Source organism: Streptomyces sp. NPDC127098 (assembly GCF_042722465.1).
GTDB lineage: Bacteria > Actinomycetota > Actinomycetes > Streptomycetales > Streptomycetaceae > Streptomyces > Streptomyces millisiae.
The window spans coordinates 53,234-74,200 of record NZ_JBHXFJ010000030.1; the positions used below are offsets into that span (position 1 = coordinate 53,234).

The window sequence follows — 20,967 nt, forward strand, 5'->3', positions numbered from 1 at the left end:
TGGTGGGGCGTCGCGCCCCGCTTAGGGACGGCGCAGGGCGTCGCCCGCGCCGGGGCCTGTGGCCAGCAGCGGAAGCGTGAGCCGCGCGCGCTCCGCCCGCTCCCGGTCGGCGTCGGCGGACTGCTCGAGCACGTCCTTGCCGAGGAGCGCCGGGTCGGGCAGCTCCACGGGGTAGGTGCCGTCGAAGCAGGCCCGGCACAGGTTCGGCTTGGCGATCGTGGTGGCCTCGACCATCGCGTCGAGCGAGATGTAGGCCAGCGAGTCGGCGCCGAGCGAGGTGCCGATCTCCTCGACCGACAGACCGTTGGCGATGAGCTCGGCGCGGGTCGCGAAGTCGATGCCGAAGAAGCACGGCCACTTGATGGGCGGCGAGCTGATTCGCACGTGGACCTCGGCGGCGCCGGCCTCGCGGAGCATTCTGACCAGGGCCCGCTGGGTGTTGCCGCGGACGATCGAGTCGTCGACGACGACCAGGCGCTTGCCGCGGATGACCTCCTTCAGCGGGTTCAGTTTCAGCCTGATGCCCAGCTGTCTGATGGTCTGGCTCGGCTGGATGAAGGTCCGGCCGACGTAGGAGTTCTTGACCAGGCCCGAGCCGTAGGGGATGCCGCTGGCCTCGGCGTACCCGATGGCCGCGGGGGTGCCGGACTCCGGCGTCGATATCACCAGGTCGGCGTCGGCCGGGGCCTCGGCGGCGAGCCGGCGGCCCATCTCCACCCGGGAGAGGTACACGTTCCGCCCGGCGATGTCGGTGTCGGGCCGCGCCAAGTACACGTACTCGAAGACGCAGCCCCGCGGCTTCGCTTCCGCGAATCGCGAAGCGCGGAGCCCGTTCTCGTCGATGGCGACCAGCTCGCCGGGCTCGATCTCGCGGACCACCGAGGCGCCCACGATGTCCAGCGCCGCGGTCTCCGAGGCGACCACCCAGCCGCGCTCCAGGCGGCCGAGGACCAGCGGGCGGAAGCCCTGCGGGTCGCGGGCCGCGTAGAGGGTGCCCTCGTCCATGAAGACGAAGCTGTAGGCGCCCTTGACCTTGGGCAGCACCAGCGGGGCCGCCTGCTCGACGGTCAGCGGCGTGCCGTCCTCGGCACGCTGGCCCGCGAGCAGCACGGTGACCAGGTCGGTGTCGTTGGTGACCGCGACGCGGTTCCGTGGCCCGCGGTCGTCGGGGAGCTCCGCCACGAGCTCGGCGAGCTCGGCGGTGTTGACCAGGTTGCCGTTGTGACCGAGCGCGATCGAGCCGTGCCCGGTGGCACGGAAGGTCGGCTGGGCGTTCTCCCAGGTCGGGGCCCCGGTGGTCGAGTACCGGGTGTGGCCCACGGCGATATGGCCCGAGAGGGAACTGAGGGAGGTCTCGTCGAAGACCTGGGAGACCAGCCCCATGTCCTTGAAGACCAGGATCTTGGAGCCGTCGCTCACCGCGATGCCCGCGGACTCCTGCCCGCGGTGCTGCAATGCGTAAAGGCCGAAGTAGGTGAGCTTGGCGACCTCCTCGCCCGGGGCCCAGACGCCGAAGACGCCACAGGCGTCCCTCGGGCCTCGTTCTCCGGGGTCAAGGTCGTGGCTGAGTCGTCCATCACCACGCACACGTCGAGTCTAGGCCAGGATCCGGGGGGCGCGAGAACCCCGCGATTGTGAGACATGCCCCATACGGAACGGGTGTGGGACGGGATGGCGGACGGGCTGCGATCAGCCGAGCACGGGCAGTTCGCCGGCGAGCGCCCCGGCCCGCTCCCCGCCGGCCCGCAGCCGGCCGCTCGCGACGGCCGCCTCCCAGCCGACCCGCCCGGTGGCGAGCCGCAGCCAGGTCACCGGGTCGGTCTCCACCACGTTCGGCGGGGTGCCGCGGGTGTGCCGGGGTCCTGCCAGGCACTGGACGGCGGCGAACGGCGGGATCCTGACCTCGGTGGAGGCGCCCGGCGCCTTGGCGGCGAGCGCGTCGGCCAGCACCCGGGTGGTGATGGCGAGCGCCCCCCGGTCGAGCCGCACGGGGCGGGCGGTGGCCCGGGTCAGGTCGTCGCTGTGCAGGGTCAGCTCGACGATCCGGGTGACGGTGAAGTCCACGGCGCGCATGGCGCCCAGGTGGTGCGGGATCAGCACGTCCTCGCGGACGCCCGTGTCCACCACGGCCTCCATCTCCTCGGCGGCCGCGCTGATCACGTCGGCGTCCGCGGTGTCCCGCTCCTCGTGCACGGTGGCGGCGACCCAGTCGGTGACGTCGACCTCGGGGCGGGTGGCGGCGGGCGCCGGCTCGGCGAGCAGCTTGGGCAGCGCGTCGATCTGCCGAGCCAGGTGCCCGAGCAGCATGGCGAGCTCGGTCTGCCGCTCGGGGGTCAGCTCCCGCACGGCCGACCGCAGCAACTCGACCTGGGCGAGCAGCGCGTCGCGGACCCGGTCGGGATGGTAGGCGCGGGGCTTGCGTCGGACGGCACCAGACATGTCAGGAGCTTACGACGGACGCCGCGGACCGTCCCGCGAGCGGTACCCTCGGCGCGCTGTCAAGATGACAAGGCCATATCAACTGGGCGGCCGCCGGCCCGCGGCCCCGTGCCGCGTGTCAGGATCGCGGCATGGCTATCGCGGACCGTTACCTCGCCGAAGACGAAGTGCTGATCTACGAGACGCGGCAGCACTGGACCACGCTGATCAGCGAGTTCGTGCAGCTGGTCGTCATCGTCGCGGCGGCCGCCGCCCTGGTGTTCGTGCTCCCCACCGACGAGGACTGGGGGCGGATCGCCGCCTGGGTGGTCGTCGGGCTCGCGGCGGTCCTGGCCCTGTGGCGGTGGCTGGTGCCGCTGCTGCAGTGGCGCGCCACGCTGTACTTCCTCACCAGCCGGCGGCTGCACAAGCGCTCGGGCTTCCTCTCCAAGGCCGGCACCAGCATCCCGCTGAGCCGGGTCAACGACGTGTCGTTCTCGGCCTCCCTGTGGGAGCGGATCTGGCGCTACGGCACGGTGCGGGTGCAGTCCGCCTCGGAGCAGGGTCTGATGGTCTTCAAGCACGTGCCGGAGCCGGAGACGTTGAAGCAGCACATCCACCAGGCCATCGACGGTCTCGTCGAGACGAAGTGATCCGCCCCTTTTCGGCAGTTTCGGGCTGAATGCCTCCGCTGATCCCGGGTACCTCGGCCCCATGACTGGTATGGAGGACACCTACGAGAACCCCGCCCAGGACGGCTTCCACCTGCGGAGCCCCGCGTTCGACGACCGGGCGCCCATCCCGCCCCGGTTCTCGGCCGACGGCGGCAACGTGTCACCCCCGCTGAGCTGGACCAGACCCCCGCCCGGCACCCAGGAACTGGCGCTGCTGTGCGAGGACCCGGACGCGCCGGCGGGGACGTACGTGCACTGGCTGGTCACGGACATCGACCCGGGCGCCCGCGGCATCGCCGAGGGCGAGCTGCCGGCGGGCGGCCGCGCACACGCCAACACGATGGGCGACCACGGCTGGGACGGCCCGCGCCCGCCGGTCGGCGACCCGGCGCACCGCTACCGGTTCCGGCTGTACGCGCTGCCGTTCCACATCCCGATCCCGGACCACGCCTCGGCCTCCGAGGTGCACCGGGCGCTGGAGGACGAGCGGCTCGCCGAGTCCACCCTGACCGGCCTCTACCAGCGGTAGGTGGTGACGGATGACATGAGCAAGAAGATGGAGGGCAACGAGGTCCAGCGCCGGCGGGCGGCGCGCGACGCCCAGCGGGCCGGCGACCTGCCCAGCGCCCGCAAGTCGACGACCGGGGCCTCCAAGCAACGCGGCACCCCGCACGCCGACAAGGAGACCCCGCTCCCGCACCGGGGCAAGCAGCGCGAGCTGGCCGAGGAGCGGGCCGAGCAGCGCCGCACCTCCCAGGCGCCGCTGCCGCCGCCGGGCCGCACCTTCACGGGACGCGGGCACCCCGGCTACGGACCCGACCACGCCAGGGTCTTCGAGGCCCTGACCGAGGCCGAGCGCCGGCACGGCGGCGAGGGGGTGTACGCGCCGGAGATCGCCCGCACGGCCGACCTCCCGGTGGAAAGGACCCGGGGCGTCCTGCACGACCTGGCGGTCACCCACCACCTGGTCACCGAGCTCAAGGGCGCGGACCGCCCCGACCTCGGCACCCGCTACGAGTCGACGTAGCCGCTCTCCGCGGTCAGTCCGCGTAGCGGAACGGCAGCCGCTCGGGGCGCGGGCTCCTGACCGGGGTGCACAGCGCCAGCGCGGCGATCCCCAGGAAGCCGACGCCCGTGGCCAGCGCCACCGGCGTGGTGCCGCGGTGCTGCGCGGCCCAGGTCAGCACGGCGGCGCCGATCGGCGCCGCCGAGTAGTGCAGGGTCCAGAACGCCGAGGTCACCCGCCCCAGCAGGTGCTCCGGCGTCACCTCCTGCCGCAGCGACATCGAGCAGGTGCCGGCCATGCTGACCGAGCCGAGGAACAGCGCGACGCACAGGGCGACCCCGACGACCGAGTCGGCAAGACCCATGCCCGCCACGGCCACCCCGCCGACCACGACGGTGCTGATCCAGGTCGGCCCGAAGCCGAACCTGCGGCGTACGGCGGCCACCAGCAGGGCGCCGGTGACGGTGCCGAGGGCGCCGATCCCGAAGACCGTGCCGACGGCGCCGTCGCCCTGCCCGAGGTCGTGCTTGAGGTGGTAGATCACCAGGTCGTTGAGGCCGAGCTGGAGGAAGCTGAAGAGCGTCAGCAGCACGGTCAGCGCCCGCAGCACCGGGTGCCGGCGCAGGAACGCCACCCCGGCGAACAGGTCACGCCAAAGACCACCTCGCTCACCGGTGGTCTCCGGGGCGCCGAACCTGACCAGGCTGAGGCAGACCGCCGACACCGCGAAGCTCGCCGCGTCCACGCCGACGGCCGCTGCCGGCCCGAACCGGGCCGCGACGACACCCGCGCACAGCGGCCCGAGCACCCCGGCCGCGGCGGCCGTCGCGTTGAGCCGACCGTTGGCCTCCGTCAGCCGCTCGGTGCCGACCAGCCCCCGGACGACGGTCACATAGGTGACCATGAAGAGCATGCCGACGGCCTCGCCGAGCGGCAGCACCACGTAGAGCAGCCAGACCTCGGGGCCGAAGGCCCAGGCCAGCGGGATCAGCGCGTACAGCACCATGCGGGCGAGGTCGCAGCCAATCAGCAGCTTCCTGCGGTCGAACCGGTCGGCCACCACCCCCGCGAAGACCCCGGCCAGCAGCGAGGCGGCGCCGGCCACGGCGGTCAACAGGCCCATCTGCGCGACCGATCCGGTCGCGTGCAGCACCAGCAGCGGCAGCGCGATCAGCGCGAACGAGTCCCCGACGACGGAGAGCGTCTGCGCCGCCCAGAAGATCGAGAAGTTCCGGTCACGCCACAACGGGCGCCGCTCAACGCTGGCCTCCGACACGGCGGGGAGTGTAGGCCGCCGCCGGCCACCGGCGCCTCCCCTTTTCGGTGTGACGGTCCGTACGGCGGGCCGCTGTCCGACTGAAGTCGGCCGGTTTCGGGAACGCGCCGCGGCGCGGCGGTGTTGTGCCCGGCATGACGACACTCGGACTCATCGGCAGTGGAAACATCGGCGGCACCGTGGCGCGGCTCGCGATCGCGGCCGGCCTGGACGTGGTGGTCAGCAACTCGCGCGGGCCCGAGACACTGGTCGGACTCGTCCAGGAGCTGGGCGACCGGGCACGGGCCGGCACGACGGAGGAGGCGGCGGAGGACGGGGACATCGTGGTGGTGTCGATCCCGCTGAAGGCGTACCAGGACGTGCCGGTGACGCCGCTGGCCGGGAAGCTGGTGCTGGAGACCCTGAACTACTACCCGCAGCGCGACGGGAACGTCCCCGAGCTCGACTCGGGCGAGACGACGAGCAGCGAGCTGGTGCAGCGTCACCTGGCCGGCGCGCAGGTGGTCAAGGCGTTCAACAACATCTACTGGGGACATCTGCTGAACTACGCCCGGCCGTCCGGCGCCGAGGACCGGAGCGCGCTGCCGATCGCGGGCGACGACGCGGAGGCGAAGGCGCGGGCGACCGAACTCCTCGACCGGCTCGGCTGGGACGCGGTGGACGCCGGCACGCTGGCCGACAGCTGGCGCTTCCAGCCGGGCACGCCCGCGTACGCCGCGCCGTACATGGCCGACCCGAAGGTCGGCTTCGAGGGCCTGGCGACCGACCCGGGCACGACGGCCCCCGCGGCGAAGGTGCGGGCGGCGCTGGCCGCGGCCACGCGTTGACTTCAACCCGTCTTGAGGTTCTAGTGTCGGCCGCATGATCCTTGTGACCGGCGCGACCGGCAACATCGGCCGCCCCCTCGTCCGGCAGCTCCACGCGGCGGGCGTCGGCCCGCTGCGGGCCCTCACCAGGGACCCCGCACGGGCCGGCCTCCCGGACGGGGTGGCGGCGGTCGGGGGCGACCTCGCGCGGCCCGACGCGCTGAAGCCGGCACTGGCCGGCGTGCGTTCCCTGTTCCTGCCGTCCGGGCTCGGCGCCGACGCGGAGGTGCTCGCGGCGGCGCGGGACGCGGGCGTCGCACACGTGGTGCTGGTCTCGTCCATCACCGTGGAGACCCACCCACACCTGCCGCAGGCCGCCGCGAACGCGGCCGTCGAGCGGGCGCTGCGGGAGAGCGGGATGGCGTGGACGGTGCTGCGGCCGACGCAGTTCGCGTCCAACGCGCTGTGGTGGGCCGGGGCGATCCGCGCGGGCGGCGCGGTCCGCCTGCCCTACCCGGAGGTCGGCCTGCCGGCCGTCCACCCCGCCGACATCGCCGCCGTGGCCGGCGCGGCGCTGACCGAGCCCGGCCATCGGGGCCGGACCCACGCCCTGACCGGGCCGACCCGCGTCACGGCACGGGAGCAGGTCGAGACGATCGCCGACGTGCTGGGCCGGGAGGCCCGCTGGCAGGCGGTCACCCGCGAGACGGCCCACGACGAGCTGGCCCCCGTCCTCGGCGCGGGGGTCGCCGACGCGGTGCTCGACCTGATGGGCGGCGACGTCAACGACGCGCTGCTCGCCGTCCACGACACGGTCACCCGCGTCACCGGCAAGCCGGGCCGCACCTTCCGCCAGTGGACCGAGGAGAACGCGCCGGCGTTCGCGCCCTGACCGAGCCGCCCCTGCCGGGCGGCGACCAACAACGCGGAAAAGCGTGTGACCGCCGTGACGGGCGTCGCTACCCTCCTCGGCTGACGCCTGCTCTGGTGGTGACCTTGCTCCCTGGCCCTCCCCGACGCTCCACGGTGCGTTCGCTGTGGCGGCTGCGGCCCTACGTGCGGCCGGTGCGGGGCCGGGTGTTCCTCGCGGTGCCGCTGGCGGTCGTCGCCTCCTGTCTCGCGCTGCTGATGCCGCTGGTGCTGAAGTGGATGGTGGACGGTCCGGTCAGCGACGGGGACGCGACCGGGGTGTGGCTGGGCGGTGGAGTCCTCCTGCTGCTGGGTGTCGTCGAGGCCGGCATCTTCGGCGTGCGGCGTTGGCTGACGGCGCGGCCACTGGCCGCGGTGGAGGCGTCGATGCGTGAGACGCTCCACGACCATCTGCTGCGTCTACCCGTCGCGTTTCACGACCGCTGGTCGTCGGGACAGCTCGTGTCGCGAGGCACCGCGGATCTGGGGTCGTTGCACGGGTTCCTGGCGGTGGCGCTGCCGTTCCTGGTGGTCAACGGCGTGACGCTGCTGGTCGGCTGCGTGCTCCTGCTGGCCCAGCGGTGGTCGCTCGGCCTGGTGCTGCTGGCCCCCGTGGTGCCGCTGCTGGCGCTGTGTTCCCTTCTCGAGACGCGGTTCGCCCTCGCGGCGCGCCAGGTGCGGGAGCAGACCGGCGAACTGACGACCATGGCGCAGGAGTCGGTGCTGGGCGTCCGCGTCGTCAAGAGCTTCGGTCATCACCGCGCCCTGACCCGGGCCTTCCGGCAGCACGCTCTCCGGATCCACGGCACCGAACTGACCAAGGCCCGCCTGCTGGCGGCCCTGTCGGCACTGGTCGCGCTGCTGCCGGACGCGTCGTTGGGGGCCGCGCTGGTGCTGGGCGCGGTGCAGGTGGCGGACGGCGAGTTGTCGGCCGGAACCCTGCTGGCCTTCCTGGCCATCGCCCTGGAGTTGCGCCCGGTGGTGGCGTCGACCGGATCGCTGCTGGCCATGAGCAGCGACGCGGCGACCGCGGCCGACCGCCACTTCGAGGTGCTGGACGAGCCGGCCCCCGCCGACGACGCGCGAGCGCGTCACCTCACGGCTCCGACGGCCGAGGCGAGCGCGGCCGACGTGGTCTTCGAGGACGTGGAATTCCGCTACCCGGACGCTCCGCCGGGCGAGCCGGCCGTGCTCCGCGGCGTCAGCCTGCGGATCGCGCCCGGCGAGACCGTGGCCCTGGTGGGTGCCACCGGCAGCGGCAAGAGCACCCTGGTCGCCCTGGTGCCCCGGCTGCACGAGCCGACCGGCGGCCGGATCCTGCTCGACGGTACGGACGTCACGGCACTGACACGCGCGGAGTTGCGGCGTCAGGTCTCCGTCGCCTTCGAGGAGCCCACGCTCTTCTCCACGACGGTCGCCGAGAACGTCCTGTTGGGAGCCGAGCACGCCGACGCGGGGCATCTCGCCAGGGCCCTGGGCATCGCCCAGGCCGACGGCTTCGTCCAGGCCCTCCCCGACGGTGCGCTGACCCACGTCGGCGAGCAGGGCATGAGCCTCTCCGGCGGCCAACGCCAGCGGTTGGCGCTGGCCCGTGCCATCGTCGGCCGCCCCCGCCTGCTCGTCCTGGACGATCCGCTCTCCGCCCTGGACATCCACACGGAGGCGCTCGTCGAGGCGGCGCTGCGCCGGGTCCTGGCCACCACGACGGCCCTGGTCGTCGCGCACCGGCCGTCCACCGTCTCGCTCGCCGACCGGGTCGCCCTGCTGTCCGGCGGCCGGATCACCGCCGTCGGGACGCACGACGAACTCCTGCGCTCCTGCGCGGAGTACGCCGCCCTGATGAGCGGGTTCGCGACCGACGGGGGCGGTGCCCGATGACTGCCCCCGGGAGCGCGGCCAGGACGCTGCTGGCGTCCCTGCTGCGCCCGCGGGTGCGCCGCCTCTGGCTGGCCGGCGCCCTGGTGTTGCTGCAACGAGGCGCGGCGCTGACGGGCCCGCTGCTGGTGGCGTACACGATCGACCAGGCGGTGCCGGCCTGGCGAACCGGCGACCGCGGGCCGATGACCGGCGTGGCGATCGGCTACCTACTGTGCGTGTCGGCCTCCGGCGTCCTGCGGTACACCTTCGTCACGGTCTCCGCCCGCATCGGCCAGGACGTGCTGCTCGACCTGCGGGTCCGCGTGTTCGGGCACGCCCAGGGACTGAGCCTGGACTTCCACGAGCGCTACACCTCAGGACGTCTCACGTCCCGGATCACCACCGACGTCGAAGCGCTGCGCGGCCTGCTCGACGAAGGGCTGGCGACGATCGTCACCGCCGCCGTGTCCACCGCCTACATCACGGCGGCGCTGCTGTTCCTCGACTGGCCGCTGGGCCTGGCCGCGGTACTCGTCATGGGGCCGCTCGCCTGGACCATGCGGTCCTTCCGGCGGCGATCGACACGCGTCTACCGCAACCGGTCGAGCGCGATGGCGGCCGTCGTCGCGAGACTCGCGGAGACCCTGGGCGGCATCCGCACCGTCCAGGCGTTCCGGCGGGAGGAGTCCGAGGGCGCCGCCTTCGCCGCCCTCAGCGGGGCACACGGGCGGACGAACGGCGACGCCGGCCTGGAGATGGCGCGCTATGTCACCTCGTCGCGGCTGGTCGCCAACCTCGCCGTCGCCGCCCTGGTGACGTGGGGCGCCTCCCGGGTGGTCTCCGGCGGCCTGGAGTTGGGCGTGTTCGCCGCGGCCGTCCTCTACCTGCGGCAGCTCTACGACAACCCCCTCAGGCTCGGCGGAGTCGCCGACGCCTACCAGTCGGCGGCCGCCTCCCTGGAGAAGATCGCCGCGCTGCTCGCCCAACGGCCCACCGTCCCAGAACCGACCGTCGCCGTACCTCTCCCGCCTCCCGCCGCCGAGCGCCCCGGCCGCTCGGTGACCTTCGAGGACGTGAGCTTCGCCTACCCGGCCGGAGGGGAGGCGCTCTCCGGGATCGACCTCCACATCCCCGCCGGCCAGACCGTCGCCGTGGTCGGACCGACCGGTGCCGGCAAGTCCACGCTCGCCAGGCTGCTGGCCCGCTTCCACGACCCCACCGCCGGCCGCGTCCTCGTCGACGGCACGGACCTGCGTCACCTCTCCACCGCCGAGCTGCGCCGGACCGTGGCCATGGTGCCGCAGGACGCTTTCCTCTTCTCCGGTTCGGTGGCCGAGAACATCGCGATCGGCCGGCCAGAGGCGGATGCCGAGGCCATCGTCCGCGCGGCGCGGACCATCGGGGTGCACGACGTCATCGCCGCGCTGCCGGACGGCTACGACACCGACGTCCGCGCCCGCGGCACCCGGCTCTCGGCGGGCCAGCGGCAGCTCATCGCCCTGACCCGCGCCCTGCTCGCCGAACCCGCCGTCGTGATCCTCGACGAGGCGACGTCCTCCCTCGACCTCCCCACCGAACGAGCCGCGCACCACGCGATGCGCACCGTGCTGCGGGGGCGAACGGCCCTGGTCGTCGCCCACCGCCTCACGACCGTCCACCTGGCGGACCGGGTCCTGGTGGTGGACGACGGACACGTGGCGGAGGACGGCCCACCCGACGTGCTCCTCACCCGACAGGGCCGGTTCACGAGCCTGCACCAGGCGTGGCGGGCGGTGCGGCCTTCGGCCGACGACCCGAGCCACGGCGGTGATCCGGAAGCCGGCGCCCTGGGCGGTGCGGCCCCGGCGTGCTAGGAACGACGCATGTCGGATGGACCACTCGCCGGGCACGTCGCCGTCGTGACGGGCGCCAACCACGGGATCGGGGCCGCGACGGCGCGGGAGTTGGCGGCGCGCGGGGCCGCCGTGCTCGTCACCTACCTCCGGGTGGCGGGCACCGGCGACGGCGAGGCCGTGGCCGAGGAGATCCGCCGGGCCGGCGGGCGGGCGGCGGCGTTCGAGGCCGACCTGAGCGCCCCGGAGGCGCCGGCGGCGGTCTTCGACGTCGCGGAGGAGCGGCTCGGGCCGGTCGACATCCTGGTCAACAACGCCTCGGGGTGGGTCCAGGACACCTTCACGCCGGAACCGACCGACCGGTTCGGGCGGGAGCTGCGCCCGGTGTCGGCCGAGACCTGGGCCCGGCAGTTCGCCGTGGACGCGCGCGCCCCCGCGTTGCTGATCGGCGAGCTGGCCAGGCGCCACCGGGCGCGCGGCGCGCGCTGGGGCCGGATCGTGGGGCTGACGTCCGGCGGCGCGCTCGGCTTCCCGCGCGAGGTCTCGTACGGCGCGGCCAAGGCCGCCCAGACCGACTACACGATGTCGGCCGCCGCCGAGCTGGCCGACCTCGGCATCACCGCGAACGTGGTGCACCCGCCGGTGACCGACACCGGCTGGGTCACCGACGAGGTCCGCGCGTTCGTCGCGTCGAGCCCCACCCACTTCCACGTCGCCGAGCCGGCGGAGGTGGCGAGGACCATCGCGTTCCTGGTGTCGGACGAGGCGTGGCTCGTCACGGGGAACGTGATCACCCTGCGGTGAGGCTCTCTTCCCACAGCAATGGACACAATGGCTGGTATGTCGAGCTCGGAACAGCCTGCCGTTGGCGAAGGACCGTCGGTACGCGTCAGCCTCTCCCTTCCCGAGGGAACGGCGGCCGCCATCCGGAACATCACCGGGCAACGCGAGTTCTCGGCCTATGTCGCCGAGGCGGTCGAGCACCGTCTGCGGCGCGAGCTGATCGGCCAGGACCTCGAGGCGTACCAACAGGAGCACGGTCGATTCACCGACGCGGAACGGGCCTGGGCCCGTTCCGCGCTCATGGGTGAGGCCGACGCCGGCGGCAACGCTGCCGCGTGAAGGGCACCCTCGTCCTGGATTCGGCTGGTCTCTCCGGCCACCTCGCCGGCGATCGCAAGACGATGCTCATCATCGAGGTTCAGCACAAGGGAGGGTCCCGGCCCCGCATGGACTGGGTCCTCTCCCGGATGCGGGTGCACGACATCACCAAGGAGACAGCGAGAGCCGCGGCCGGGCTTCTCCAGGAAGCCGGCCTTCACGGGCACACGTACGCCATCGATGCCATGGTGGCCGAGTTGGCGCTTCGGCAGCCACCGCCCGTCTCGCTGCTCACCTCGGACGGTGACGGCATGGCTCGACTGTGCGGGCGGCGGGTTCGTCCGATCACCATCTGACGCACCGGTCAGCCCGTCAGCGTCGCCTTCCAGATCTCCTCGCTCGGCCAGCGGTGCGCCCACTCCGACGAGACCTCGTCGAACTCGCGGTGGGCCGGGGCCGGGGCCTGGATCTCGATCAGGTCGTCGACGGTGAAGCCGCTGGCGCGCAGCGTCCGCACCATCTCGCCGTGGGAGGAGACGAACTCGACGCGGTCGCCCAGGTCGATGCGGCCGAGGCCGCCGAAGTGCGGGCGGTGGAGGGTGTCCGTGGCGCGGTGCTCCTCGGGTGACACGGTCAGGGCGTAGAGCGGCGCGTAGCGCGAGAAGACCAGCCGGCCGCCGGGGCGGAGCAGGCGGGCGGCCTCGGGGATCCAGCGGTCCGGGTCGCACCAGAGGGAGGCGCCGAACTCGCTGATGGCCAGGTCGAAGGAGTCGTCCGGGTAGGGGACGTCCTCGGCGCTGCCTTGGACCAGGGGGAAGTCGAGGCCGAACTCGGCCTGCATGGCGCGGGCGGTGGCCAGCTGGGCCTCGGAGACGTCGACGCCGACCGGATGCGCGCCGGCGCGGGCCAGCCACGCGGAGACGTAGGCGGTGCCGCAGCCGAGCTCGACGACGCGGGTGCCTGGCAGGTCGGGGGGCAGTATCCGGACCTGGGACTCGGGGGTGCCCCACAGGCCCCAGCGGGGTTCGGTCCGCGCCCAGTGGTCGCGGGCCAGCGGGCCGTGGTAGCCGGCGGCCGTCTCGTCCCAGTAGTGACGGTTACGTGCGACGTGGTCCACGTGATCGGTCATGGACCGGCAGGCTAGGGCGCCGGGCCACCCACCGTCACCCGGTTATCGCGCGCCCGACCCCGGAACGCGAAGACCCCGCTCGACGAGAAGTCGAGCGGGGCATCGAACCCTGGAGCGGGTGACAGGGATCGCACACTGCGCCTCCCCCTTGGAAAGGGGGTGTTCTGCTACTGAACTACACCCGCGTGGCGAGGAATCGGACCCTTCGGTTCCGCTTCCGACCGCGTGCCCCAAACACTAGCGGATCCAGGGGAGTTCACCAAAACGAGCGGCGACGCACGGTGCCGCCGCTCGTTCGGTGACGCCCGGCGTCAGGCGAAGAACGCCCGCAGCGTGTGCTCGTTCGCCTCGCGGAGCTCGGCCAGCGGGATGGTGAACTGGCCCTGGAGCTCGATCTCGTCGCCGTCGACCACGCCGATGCGGGTGGCCGGCTGGGAGCGGGCCACGCACATGTCGGTGAACCGGACCTCCTCGCTGCGCGGCACCGCCACGACGGCGCGGGCCGTGGACTCGGAGAAGAGGAAGGTGAACGGGTCGAGCCCGTCCGGCACGACGAGCCGGGCGCCGCTGCCGCCACGCAGGCAGGACTCGACGACGGCCTGGATCAGACCGCCGTCCGAGAGGTCGTGCGCCGCGTCGATCATGCCGTCGCGGGAGGCGGAGATCAGGATCTCCGCCAGCAGCCGCTCCCGCTCCAGGTCGACGCGCGGCGGCAGGCCGCCGAGGTGGTCGTGGACCACCTGGGACCAGGCCGAGCCGCCGAACTCATCTGCCGTGTCGCCGAGCAGGTAGATCAGCTGTCCCGCCTCGCGGAACGCCATCGGCGTGCGGCGGGTCACGTCGTCGATCACGCCGAGCACGCCGACCACCGGGGTGGGGTGGATGGCGGTCTCGCCGGTCTGGTTGTAGAGCGAGACGTTGCCGCCGGTGACCGGGGTGCCCAGGGTCTGGCAGGCGTCGGCGAGGCCGCGGGTGGCCTCAGCGAACTGCCACATGACGGCCGGGTCCTCGGGCGAGCCGAAGTTGAGGCAGTCGGTGACGGCCAGCGGCCGGGCGCCGGTGGCGGCGACGTTGCGGTAGGCCTCGACGAGCGCGAGCTGGGCGCCGGCGTACGGGTCGAGCTTGGCGTACCGCCCGTTGCCGTCGGTGGCGATCGCGACGCCGAGGTTGGTCTCCTCGTCGACCCGGATCATGCCGCCGTCCTCGGGCTGGGCGAGCACGGTGTTGCCCAGCACGTACCGGTCGTACTGGTCGGTGATCCAGGACTTGTCGGCCTGGTTCGGGGAGGACACCAACGCCAGTACCTGGGCACGGAGTTCGGCCGCGTCGGCGGGGCGCGGCAGAGCGCCGGCGTCGTCCGCCTGGAGCGCGTCCTGCCAGTCGGGGCGGGCGAACGGCCGCTCGTAGACCGGTCCCTCGTGCGCCACGGTGCGCGGCGGCACGTCCACGATCTGCTCGCCGCGCCAGTAAATCTCCAGCCGGTCGCCGTCGGTGACCTCGCCGATGACGGTGGCGATCACGTCCCACTTGGCGCAGATCTCCAGGAAGCGGGCCTCGTGCTCGGGCGCGACGACCGCGCACATCCGCTCCTGCGACTCGCTCATCAGGATCTCCTCGGGGGAGAGCGAGGCGTCACGCAGCGGCACCGCGTCGAGCTCGATCCGCATGCCGCCCGAGCCGGCCGAGGCCAGCTCGGAGGTGGCGCAGGAGAGCCCGGCGCCGCCGAGGTCCTGGATGCCGGCGACCAGGCCCTCGGCGAAGAGCTCAAGGGTGCACTCGATGAGCAGCTTCTCCTGGAACGGGTCGCCGACCTGGACGGCCGGGCGCTTGGCGGGCTTGCCCTGGCCGTCGAAGGTCTCGGAGGCGAGCACGGAGACGCCGCCGATGCCGTCGCCGCCGGTGCGGGCGCCGTACAGGACGACCTTGTTGCCGGCGCCGGTGGCCTTGGCGAGGTGGATGTCCTCGTGCCGCATCACGCCCACGCAGAGCGCGTTGACCAGCGGGTTGCCCTGGTAGCAGGGGTCGAAGACGACCTCGCCGCCGATGTTGGGCAGGCCGAGGCAGTTGCCGTAGCCGCCGATGCCGGCGACGACGCCGGGCAGCACCCGGTGGGTGTCGGGGTGGTCGGCGGCGCCGAAGCGCAGCGGGTCCATCACGGCGACCGGGCGGGCGCCCATCGCGAGGATGTCGCGGACGATGCCGCCGACGCCGGTGGCCGCGCCCTGGTACGGCTCGATGTAGGACGGGTGGTTGTGCGACTCGACCTTGAAGGTGACCGCGTAGCCCTGGCCGACGTCGACCACGCCGGCGTTCTCGCCGATGCCGACCAGCATGGCGTCGCTGGCCGGGGCCTTCTCGCCGAACTGCCGCAGGTGGACCTTGCTGGACTTGTAGGAGCAGTGCTCGGACCACATCACCGAGTACATGGCGAGCTCGGCGCCGGTCGGGCGGCGGCCGAGGATCTCCACGATCCGCTCGTACTCGTCCTGCTTGAGACCGAGTTCGGCCCAGGGCAGGGGGGTGTCCGGGGTCTCTGCGGCGTGCTTGACCGTGTCGAGGTGGTGGGTCGGGGTGGGGCGCGTGGGAGACATCAGGCGACCAGCTTCTTCAGGACCGAGGTGAAGAACCCCAGGCCGTCCGTGGTCGGGCCGGTGAGGGCCTCGACGGCGTGCTCGGGGTGGGGCATCAGGCCGACGACGTTGCCGGCCGCGTTGGTGATCCCGGCGATGTCACGGCGGGAGCCGTTGGGGTTGACGCCGAGGTAGCGGAAGACCACCCGGCCCTCGGCCTCGAGCTCGTCCAGGGTGCGCTCGTCGGCGACGTAGCCGCCCTCGCCGTTCTTCAGCGGGACGGTGATCTCCTGGCCGGCCGCGTAGTCGCCGGTCCAGGCGGTGTCGGCGTTCTCCACGCGCAGCCGCTGGTCGCGGCAGATGAAGTGCAGGTGGTCATTGCGGGTCAGCGCGCCGGGCAGCAGATGTGATTCGCACAGCACCTGGAAACCGTTGCAGATGCCCAGGACCGGCAGCCCGGCCCTGGCCTGGTCGATGATCGTTTCCATCACGGGCGAGAATCGGGCGATCGCGCCGCAGCGGAGATAGTCGCCATAGGAGAATCCGCCGGGCAGGATCACGGCGTCGACCTGCCGCAGGTCTTTGTCGCCGTGCCAGAGGGCCACCGGCTCGGCGCCGGCGAGCTTTACCGCACGAGCCGCGTCACGGTCGTCGAGGGAGCCGGGAAATGTGACGACTCCTACACGAGTTGTCACCGGACGGCACCCTCTTCCTCGACTTCCCCCTCCACATGGACGTGGAAGTCCTCGATCACGGTGTTGGCGAGAAACGTGCGGGCCATCTCGCGGACCCGCTCCAGGGCCGCCTCGTCCACGGGTCCGGCCAGCTCGAGCTCGAAGCGCTTCCCCTGGCGGACGTCGGCCACGCCCTCGAATCCGAGGCGCGGCAGGGCCCGCTGGACCGCCTGGCCTTGGGGGTCGAGGATCTCCGGCTTGAGCATGACGTCGACTACGACGCGAGCCACTGGTACTCCCGGTGATGGTGCGGTGATGGTGTGCATGACGCACCGCTCAGCCTACCGGGCGGGGAAATCTACCCGGGTAGATAGAGCCCCTTCGGTCACGTTAAGGTATCGAGCCTGGAAACCCCTCCAAGAAACGTGGAGGAAAAAGTAGTGTCCCGGTGCGACCCGACATGCGAACATGACGCGATGTCGAATTCGCCCTCTTCGCATTAGCCCGCAGATCCAGTACAAATTAAAGAACCCTCGCTCACGATCTATGGGAGAGCGCTCGGCGCAGGGAGCGCGGCCGGCCTCCTCCCGAAAGGACCGATATTCGTGGCACAGCGTGTAGTGGTCACTCTCGCCGACGACATCGACGGTGGCGAAGCGTCCGAAACGATTGTCTTCGGCCTCGACGGTAAGAGCTACGAGATCGACCTGAGCTCTGACAACGCGGAGAAGCTGCGGACCACGCTCGCGCCCTACGTGGAGGCCGGGCGGAAGCGGGCGAAGTCCGGCAAGGCCTTCCACCACACCGCCGTGGCGCCCGACCCCAAGACGGTGCGGGCCTGGGCCGAGTCCAACGGCTTCGGGGTTCCGGCCCGCGGCCGCATCCCGAGGAAGGTCTACGACGCCTTCAACGAGGCGCACGCGTCGGGCCATTGAGCCGACTTGCCATGAACCCGGGGTGATCGGCTAGAGTCTGGAGCGCGCCGCAGGGAACGGAGCCGGAAGGCCTCGAACCCCAGGTCGCGCGGGTGTAGTTCAGTAGCAGAACACCCCCTTTCCAAGGGGGAGGCGCAGTGTGCGATTCCTGTCACCCGCTCTGGCCGCTGGACCGGTCCTCCGGATGAGGTACAGTGGTGGCACATGCGGACGTGGCTCAGTTGGTAGAGCATCACCTTGCCAAGGTGAGGGTCGCGAGTTCGAATCTCGTCGTCCGCTCAGTGTGAAGGGCCCGGTCTTCTGGACCGGGCCCTTCGTCGTGTGCGCGTGGATCGGATACCCGGGCTGACATTTGTCAGGGGGAAGTCCTGACTTTCGGCAGTGGCGACCGGCCGGGGCACGGGCCACGCTGGTCGGGCGGCGGAGAACCCGCGAGGCCGCGGCGGCAACCGGGAGGTCATGGTGTGGGGGTTCGGGTGGTTGGAGTCCGCCCGGCGAGGCAGCCAGCTGACGCGGGTCCACCAGTACACGCGGGCGTCGCTGTACGGGTTCTCCGCGATGGAGGCCGGCATGGTCGGATTCGCGCTCGCGCGGGACGGGCGCGAGAGCTCGACCTGGGGGCTGCTGGCGGCCGGCGCGGTGGGCGCGGCCCACGTGGCGGGCCAGATGCTGCTGACCGGTGCCGGGCTGCGTCACTACCTGGGCAGCGGCCCGCGCCCCGACCGGCTGCTCGCCTGCTACACGGGGCTGACGCTCGTCGCGGTCGCCGTGCCGGTCGGCGCCGTCGCGGCCGACGGCCTGCGGCTGCCCACGGCCTCCACGTTCATCGTCTACGTCCTCATGTACTACGCCGCCCCCGTGTCGCTGGTCCTGCCCGTCCGGCGGGCGCTCGCGCTCCAGCTGCTGCCGGTCGGCGTGGCGGCGGCCGGCCTCACCGCGGTGGGTTCCGCCGCCGTCGCGTCGGCGCTCCTCGTGGTCGTGACGTGCACGGTGGGGGCGGGTCTGGGCGTCCTGCCCCGGGCCTCCGCGTGGACGCTGCGGGTGATGGACCGGCTGGACGCGGCGCGGGAGACGGAGGCGCGGCTCGCGGTGGCCGAGGAGCGGCTGCGGTTCGGCCGCGACCTGCACGACGTGCTGGGGCGCAACCTGTCGGTGATCGCGCTCAAGGCGGAGCTCGCGGTCGCGCTGGCGCGGCGCGGCGAAGCGGGGGCGGAGGCGTCGGTGGCCCAGATGACGGAGGTGCAGCGGATCGCCAGGGAGTCGCAGGCCGAGATGCGTGAGGTCGTGCGGGGCTACCGGGCGGCCGACCTGCACGCCGAACTCGCCGGGGCGCGCGGGGTGCTCGAGGCGGCCGGCATCAGCTGCCGAATAGAGGACGGGGCGGCGGCCGAGCTGCCGGCGGCCGTGCAGTCGGCGCTCGGCTGGGTGGTGCGCGAGGGCACGACCAACGTGCTGCGGCACGCCGACGCGGCGCGCTGCGTGGTGCGGCTGCGGCGCCCCGGGCCGGACCGGGTGGTGCTCGACATGGAGAACGACGGGGTGCGCCGAATATCCGGCGGCGGGGGCGGATCCGGCCTCGCCGGCCTGCGGGAGCGGCTGGCGAAGCTCGACGGTTCGCTCACCGCCGGCGGCGAGGACGACGTGTTCCGGCTGACGGCCGAAATCCGGCTCGGGAGCGGCGTGTGATCCGGGTGCTGCTCGCGGACGACGAGCATCTGATCCGGGGTGCGCTCGCCGCCCTGCTCGGTCTCGAGGACGACCTGGCGGTGGTGGCCGAGGCGGCCACCGGCCCCGAGGCCCTGGCGATGGCCCGGGCCCACGGTCCCGACGTGGCGGTGCTCGACCTGGCGATGCCGGGCGCCGACGGGGTGGCGGTGGCGGCCTCGCTGCGCTCCGAGGTGCCGGGGTGCGCGGTGCTGATCGTCACGGGCCACGCGCGGCCAGGACACCTGAAGCGGGCGCTGGCCGCCGGGGTGCGCGGCTTCCTGCCGAAGACGGTGTCGGCGTCCCGTCTCGCCGAGATCATCCGCACGGTGCACGCGGGTCACCGCTACGTCGACCCGGCGCTCGCCGCGGACGCGATCAGCGCGGGCGACTCGCCGCTGACCGAGCGGGAGGCGGAGCTGCTCGAACTGGCGGCGGACGGGGCGCCGATCGCCGAGATCGCGCAGCGCGCCAACCTGGCGCCCGGCACCGTGCGGAACTACCTGTCGTCAGCGGCCAGCAAGTTGAGGGCCGAGAACCGCCACGCGGCGGCCCGCCTCGCCCGCGAGCGCGGCTGGGTGTGACCCGGCGCGGCCGCCGCCCGCCGGGCAGCGGATAGCGTGGCGTGGTGGCGGACGTGGTGATCGTGGGTTCCGGGCCGAACGGGCTGGCCGCCGGAGTCGTGCTGGCCCGAGCCGGGCTCGGGGTCGCGGTGTACGAGGCGGCGGAGGCGATCGGCGGCGGGCTGCGAAGCGAGAGCCTGTTCGACGAGCGGATCACGCACGACCTCTGCTCGGCCGTGCACCCGATGGCGGCGGCCTCGCCGTTCTTCCGGGAGTTCGACCTGGCCGCGCGCGGGGTCGACCTGCTGCGGCCCGAGATCTCCTACGCGCACCCGCTGGACGGCGGGCGGGCGGCCGTCGCCTTCCACGACGTGGAGCGCACCGCGGAGCGGCTCGGTCCTGACGGGAGGCGCTGGCGGCGGCTGATGCGGCCGCTGGTCGAGCACAGCGCGGGCGTCACCGAGCTCCTGCTCTCCGGGCAGCGCTCCCTGCCGCGCGATCCGGTGGCGGCCGCGCTGCTCGCCCGCCGCCTGCCGCGGCACGCCACCCGGCTGGCGGCCGGCGCGTTCGCCGGCGAGGAGGCGGCCGCGCTGCTCGCCGGGGTGGCGGCGCACGCCCTGGGCCGGCTGCCGAGCGTGCCGGCCGCCGCGGTCGCGCTGCTGCTCGGCCACCTGGGCCACGCCGGCGGCTGGCCGCTGCCGCGCGGCGGCAGCGGCCGGATCGCGGCCGCCCTGGCCGACGACATCCGGGCCCACGGCGGCACGCTGCACACCGGCCACCGGGTCACCGACCTGCGGGAGTTCGCCGGCGCCCGGGCCGTGCTGCTCGACACCGGCGTCCGGGAACTGCTGACCATCGCCGGCGACCGGCTGCCGGCCGGGTACGCGCGGCGGCTCGCCCGCTTCCGGTACGGTCCGGGCGCCGCCAAGGTGGACTTCCTGGTGTCCGAGCCCATCCCCTGGGCCGACCCGCTGGTCGGCCGGGCCGGCACCGTGCACCTCGGCGGCACGCGGGCCGAGATCGTCCGGCAGGAGAACCTCGCCGCGCGCGGGGTGCCGACAGACGAACCGTTCGTGCTGCTCGTCGACCCGGCCGTCACCGACCCCGGGCGCGCCAGTCCTGGCGCCAGGCCCGTGTGGGCGTACGCGCACGTGCCGAACGGGGACGACCGCGACCCGCTGCCGCTGGTGCGGGGCCAGATCGAGCGCTTCGCGCCCGGCTTCGGGGAGACCGTGCTGCACCAGCGCGCCGTCGCGGCCGCCGACTACGCGTCCCACAACCCCAACTACGTCGGCGGCGACATCGCCTCCGGCGCGATGACCCTCTGGCAGAGCGTGGCCCGCCCGGTGCCCGGGCTCGACCCGTACCGCACGCCGCTGCCCGGCGTGTTCCTGTGCTCGGCCGCCACCCCGCCGGGGCCGAGCGTGCACGGGATGTGCGGTCTGCTCGCGGCCCGCTCGGTGCTGCGCCACCGGTTCGGGGTGCGGGCGCTGCCCTCGCTGGCGCCGTGAGC

21 protein-coding genes and 3 tRNA genes are annotated in these 20,967 nt (G+C 73.2%); 16 read left to right on the forward strand and 8 right to left on the reverse strand.

Annotation, left to right across the window (positions count from 1 at the left end):
* Positions 1 to 21: 21 nt before the first annotated feature.
* The gene (gene purF / locus ACFWI8_RS19960; protein WP_387093120.1) at positions 22 to 1,587 is read right to left on the reverse strand and encodes an amidophosphoribosyltransferase; all 1,566 of its coding nucleotides are present in this window, start codon (positions 1,585 to 1,587) and stop codon (positions 22 to 24) included.
* Positions 1,588 to 1,689: 102 nt separating this feature from the next.
* On the reverse strand, positions 1,690 to 2,439 hold the full coding sequence (locus ACFWI8_RS19965; RefSeq protein ID WP_387093123.1) for a sterol carrier family protein: 750 nt from the start codon (positions 2,437 to 2,439) through the stop codon (positions 1,690 to 1,692).
* Positions 2,440 to 2,570: 131 nt separating this feature from the next.
* Between ACFWI8_RS19965 and ACFWI8_RS19970 the strand changes: the two genes are divergently transcribed.
* From ACFWI8_RS19970 to ACFWI8_RS19980, 3 genes are all read left to right on the forward strand, one after another.
* Complete coding sequence (locus ACFWI8_RS19970) at positions 2,571 to 3,071, forward strand: PH domain-containing protein (RefSeq protein WP_387093126.1); 501 nt, start codon at positions 2,571 to 2,573, stop codon at positions 3,069 to 3,071.
* A 61-nt stretch (positions 3,072 to 3,132) separates the two neighbouring features.
* Positions 3,133 to 3,621, forward strand: coding sequence for a YbhB/YbcL family Raf kinase inhibitor-like protein (locus ACFWI8_RS19975; RefSeq protein WP_387093129.1), 489 nt, complete (start codon positions 3,133 to 3,135; stop codon positions 3,619 to 3,621).
* A 15-nt stretch (positions 3,622 to 3,636) separates the two neighbouring features.
* Positions 3,637 to 4,119, forward strand: a complete 483-nt coding sequence (locus tag ACFWI8_RS19980) for a hypothetical protein (RefSeq protein WP_387093131.1) — start codon at positions 3,637 to 3,639, stop codon at positions 4,117 to 4,119.
* 13 nt (positions 4,120 to 4,132) lie between these two features.
* On the opposite strand, the gene ACFWI8_RS19985 is transcribed toward ACFWI8_RS19980, so the two are convergent.
* Positions 4,133 to 5,374: an MFS transporter gene (locus ACFWI8_RS19985; RefSeq protein WP_387093134.1), complete on the reverse strand. Its 1,242-nt coding sequence runs from the start codon at positions 5,372 to 5,374 to the stop codon at positions 4,133 to 4,135.
* Positions 5,375 to 5,508: 134 nt separating this feature from the next.
* Here ACFWI8_RS19985 and ACFWI8_RS19990 point away from each other — a divergent pair, with 134 nt between their 5' ends.
* The 7 genes from ACFWI8_RS19990 to ACFWI8_RS20020 all read left to right on the forward strand — a co-directional run bounded on the left by ACFWI8_RS19990 (position 5,509) and on the right by ACFWI8_RS20020 (position 12,235).
* Positions 5,509 to 6,201 carry an NADPH-dependent F420 reductase gene (locus ACFWI8_RS19990; RefSeq protein ID WP_387093137.1) on the forward strand — a complete coding sequence of 231 codons (693 nt, stop codon included), beginning with the start codon at positions 5,509 to 5,511 and terminating at the stop codon, positions 6,199 to 6,201.
* 34 nt (positions 6,202 to 6,235) lie between these two features.
* Complete coding sequence (locus ACFWI8_RS19995) at positions 6,236 to 7,072, forward strand: SDR family oxidoreductase (RefSeq protein WP_387093140.1); 837 nt, start codon at positions 6,236 to 6,238, stop codon at positions 7,070 to 7,072.
* A gap of 134 nt (positions 7,073 to 7,206) precedes the next feature.
* The gene (locus ACFWI8_RS20000; RefSeq protein WP_387093143.1) at positions 7,207 to 8,967 is read left to right on the forward strand and encodes an ABC transporter ATP-binding protein; all 1,761 of its coding nucleotides are present in this window, start codon (positions 7,207 to 7,209) and stop codon (positions 8,965 to 8,967) included.
* On the forward strand, positions 8,964 to 10,799 hold the full coding sequence (locus tag ACFWI8_RS20005) for an ABC transporter ATP-binding protein (RefSeq protein ID WP_387093146.1): 1,836 nt from the start codon (positions 8,964 to 8,966) through the stop codon (positions 10,797 to 10,799). The genes ACFWI8_RS20000 and ACFWI8_RS20005 overlap by 4 nt, the downstream gene beginning before the upstream one ends.
* Positions 10,800 to 10,808: 9 nt before the next feature.
* Positions 10,809 to 11,582, forward strand: a complete 774-nt coding sequence (locus ACFWI8_RS20010; RefSeq protein WP_387093149.1) for an SDR family oxidoreductase — start codon at positions 10,809 to 10,811, stop codon at positions 11,580 to 11,582.
* Positions 11,583 to 11,618: 36 nt separating this feature from the next.
* The gene (locus ACFWI8_RS20015) at positions 11,619 to 11,900 is read left to right on the forward strand and encodes a hypothetical protein (protein WP_387093152.1); all 282 of its coding nucleotides are present in this window, start codon (positions 11,619 to 11,621) and stop codon (positions 11,898 to 11,900) included.
* Positions 11,897 to 12,235 carry a DNA-binding protein gene (locus ACFWI8_RS20020; protein WP_387093155.1) on the forward strand — a complete coding sequence of 113 codons (339 nt, stop codon included), beginning with the start codon at positions 11,897 to 11,899 and terminating at the stop codon, positions 12,233 to 12,235. The genes ACFWI8_RS20015 and ACFWI8_RS20020 overlap by 4 nt, the downstream gene beginning before the upstream one ends.
* Before the next feature lie 8 nt (positions 12,236 to 12,243).
* Here the strand turns inward: ACFWI8_RS20020 and ACFWI8_RS20025 are convergent, their stop codons facing one another.
* From ACFWI8_RS20025 to purS, 5 genes are all read right to left on the reverse strand, one after another.
* Positions 12,244 to 13,008, reverse strand: a complete 765-nt coding sequence (locus ACFWI8_RS20025) for a class I SAM-dependent methyltransferase (protein WP_387093158.1) — start codon at positions 13,006 to 13,008, stop codon at positions 12,244 to 12,246.
* A 110-nt stretch (positions 13,009 to 13,118) separates the two neighbouring features.
* Positions 13,119 to 13,193: transfer RNA gene (locus ACFWI8_RS20030), tRNA-Gly, on the reverse strand.
* 126 nt (positions 13,194 to 13,319) lie between these two features.
* Entirely contained in the window at positions 13,320 to 15,599 is a 2,280-nt protein-coding gene (gene purL, locus ACFWI8_RS20035) for a phosphoribosylformylglycinamidine synthase subunit PurL (protein WP_387093161.1), read from the reverse strand.
* Positions 15,599 to 16,273 (reverse strand): phosphoribosylformylglycinamidine synthase subunit PurQ, encoded by a 675-nt coding sequence (purQ, locus tag ACFWI8_RS20040; protein ID WP_387093164.1) that lies wholly within the window; start codon positions 16,271 to 16,273, stop codon positions 15,599 to 15,601. Before purQ ends, purL begins: the two co-directional genes overlap by 1 nt.
* Positions 16,270 to 16,542: a phosphoribosylformylglycinamidine synthase subunit PurS gene (gene purS, locus ACFWI8_RS20045; RefSeq protein WP_387093167.1), complete on the reverse strand. Its 273-nt coding sequence runs from the start codon at positions 16,540 to 16,542 to the stop codon at positions 16,270 to 16,272. Before purS ends, purQ begins: the two co-directional genes overlap by 4 nt.
* A 315-nt stretch (positions 16,543 to 16,857) precedes the next feature.
* Between purS and ACFWI8_RS20050 the strand changes: the two genes are divergently transcribed.
* From ACFWI8_RS20050 to ACFWI8_RS20075, 6 genes are all read left to right on the forward strand, one after another.
* Positions 16,858 to 17,187: an Lsr2 family protein gene (locus ACFWI8_RS20050; RefSeq protein ID WP_387093170.1), complete on the forward strand. Its 330-nt coding sequence runs from the start codon at positions 16,858 to 16,860 to the stop codon at positions 17,185 to 17,187.
* A gap of 88 nt (positions 17,188 to 17,275) precedes the next feature.
* Positions 17,276 to 17,347 (forward strand) — tRNA-Gly (locus ACFWI8_RS20055).
* A gap of 46 nt (positions 17,348 to 17,393) precedes the next feature.
* Positions 17,394 to 17,466: transfer RNA gene (locus ACFWI8_RS20060), tRNA-Gly, on the forward strand.
* Positions 17,467 to 17,646: 180 nt separating this feature from the next.
* Positions 17,647 to 18,873 carry a sensor histidine kinase gene (locus ACFWI8_RS20065; RefSeq protein ID WP_387093173.1) on the forward strand — a complete coding sequence of 409 codons (1,227 nt, stop codon included), beginning with the start codon at positions 17,647 to 17,649 and terminating at the stop codon, positions 18,871 to 18,873.
* Entirely contained in the window at positions 18,870 to 19,475 is a 606-nt protein-coding gene (locus ACFWI8_RS20070) for a response regulator (RefSeq protein ID WP_387093176.1), read from the forward strand. Before ACFWI8_RS20065 ends, ACFWI8_RS20070 begins: the two co-directional genes overlap by 4 nt.
* Positions 19,476 to 19,519: 44 nt before the next feature.
* Positions 19,520 to 20,965 (forward strand): phytoene desaturase family protein, encoded by a 1,446-nt coding sequence (locus tag ACFWI8_RS20075; protein WP_387093178.1) that lies wholly within the window; start codon positions 19,520 to 19,522, stop codon positions 20,963 to 20,965.
* Positions 20,966 to 20,967: the final 2 nt, after the last annotated feature.

Bases quoted from the DNA above. Each gene is read 5' to 3' on its own strand.
- ACFWI8_RS20005 (WP_387093146.1), top strand. From the start codon at position 8,964: ATGACTGCCCCCGGGAGCGCGGCCAGGACGCTGCTGGCGTCCCTGCTG.
- ACFWI8_RS19970 (WP_387093126.1), top strand. From the start codon at position 2,571: ATGGCTATCGCGGACCGTTACCTCGCCGAAGACGAAGTGCTGATCTAC.
- ACFWI8_RS20065 (WP_387093173.1), top strand. From the start codon at position 17,647: ATGGTGTGGGGGTTCGGGTGGTTGGAGTCCGCCCGGCGAGGCAGCCAG.
- purL (WP_387093161.1), bottom strand. From the start codon at position 15,599: ATGTCTCCCACGCGCCCCACCCCGACCCACCACCTCGACACGGTCAAG.
- ACFWI8_RS20010 (WP_387093149.1), top strand. From the start codon at position 10,809: ATGTCGGATGGACCACTCGCCGGGCACGTCGCCGTCGTGACGGGCGCC.
- ACFWI8_RS19995 (WP_387093140.1), top strand. From the start codon at position 6,236: ATGATCCTTGTGACCGGCGCGACCGGCAACATCGGCCGCCCCCTCGTC.
- ACFWI8_RS19965 (WP_387093123.1), bottom strand. From the start codon at position 2,439: ATGTCTGGTGCCGTCCGACGCAAGCCCCGCGCCTACCATCCCGACCGG.
- ACFWI8_RS19990 (WP_387093137.1), top strand. From the start codon at position 5,509: ATGACGACACTCGGACTCATCGGCAGTGGAAACATCGGCGGCACCGTG.
- ACFWI8_RS20015 (WP_387093152.1), top strand. From the start codon at position 11,619: ATGTCGAGCTCGGAACAGCCTGCCGTTGGCGAAGGACCGTCGGTACGC.
- ACFWI8_RS19975 (WP_387093129.1), top strand. From the start codon at position 3,133: ATGACTGGTATGGAGGACACCTACGAGAACCCCGCCCAGGACGGCTTC.
- ACFWI8_RS19980 (WP_387093131.1), top strand. From the start codon at position 3,637: ATGAGCAAGAAGATGGAGGGCAACGAGGTCCAGCGCCGGCGGGCGGCG.
- ACFWI8_RS20025 (WP_387093158.1), bottom strand. From the start codon at position 13,008: ATGACCGATCACGTGGACCACGTCGCACGTAACCGTCACTACTGGGAC.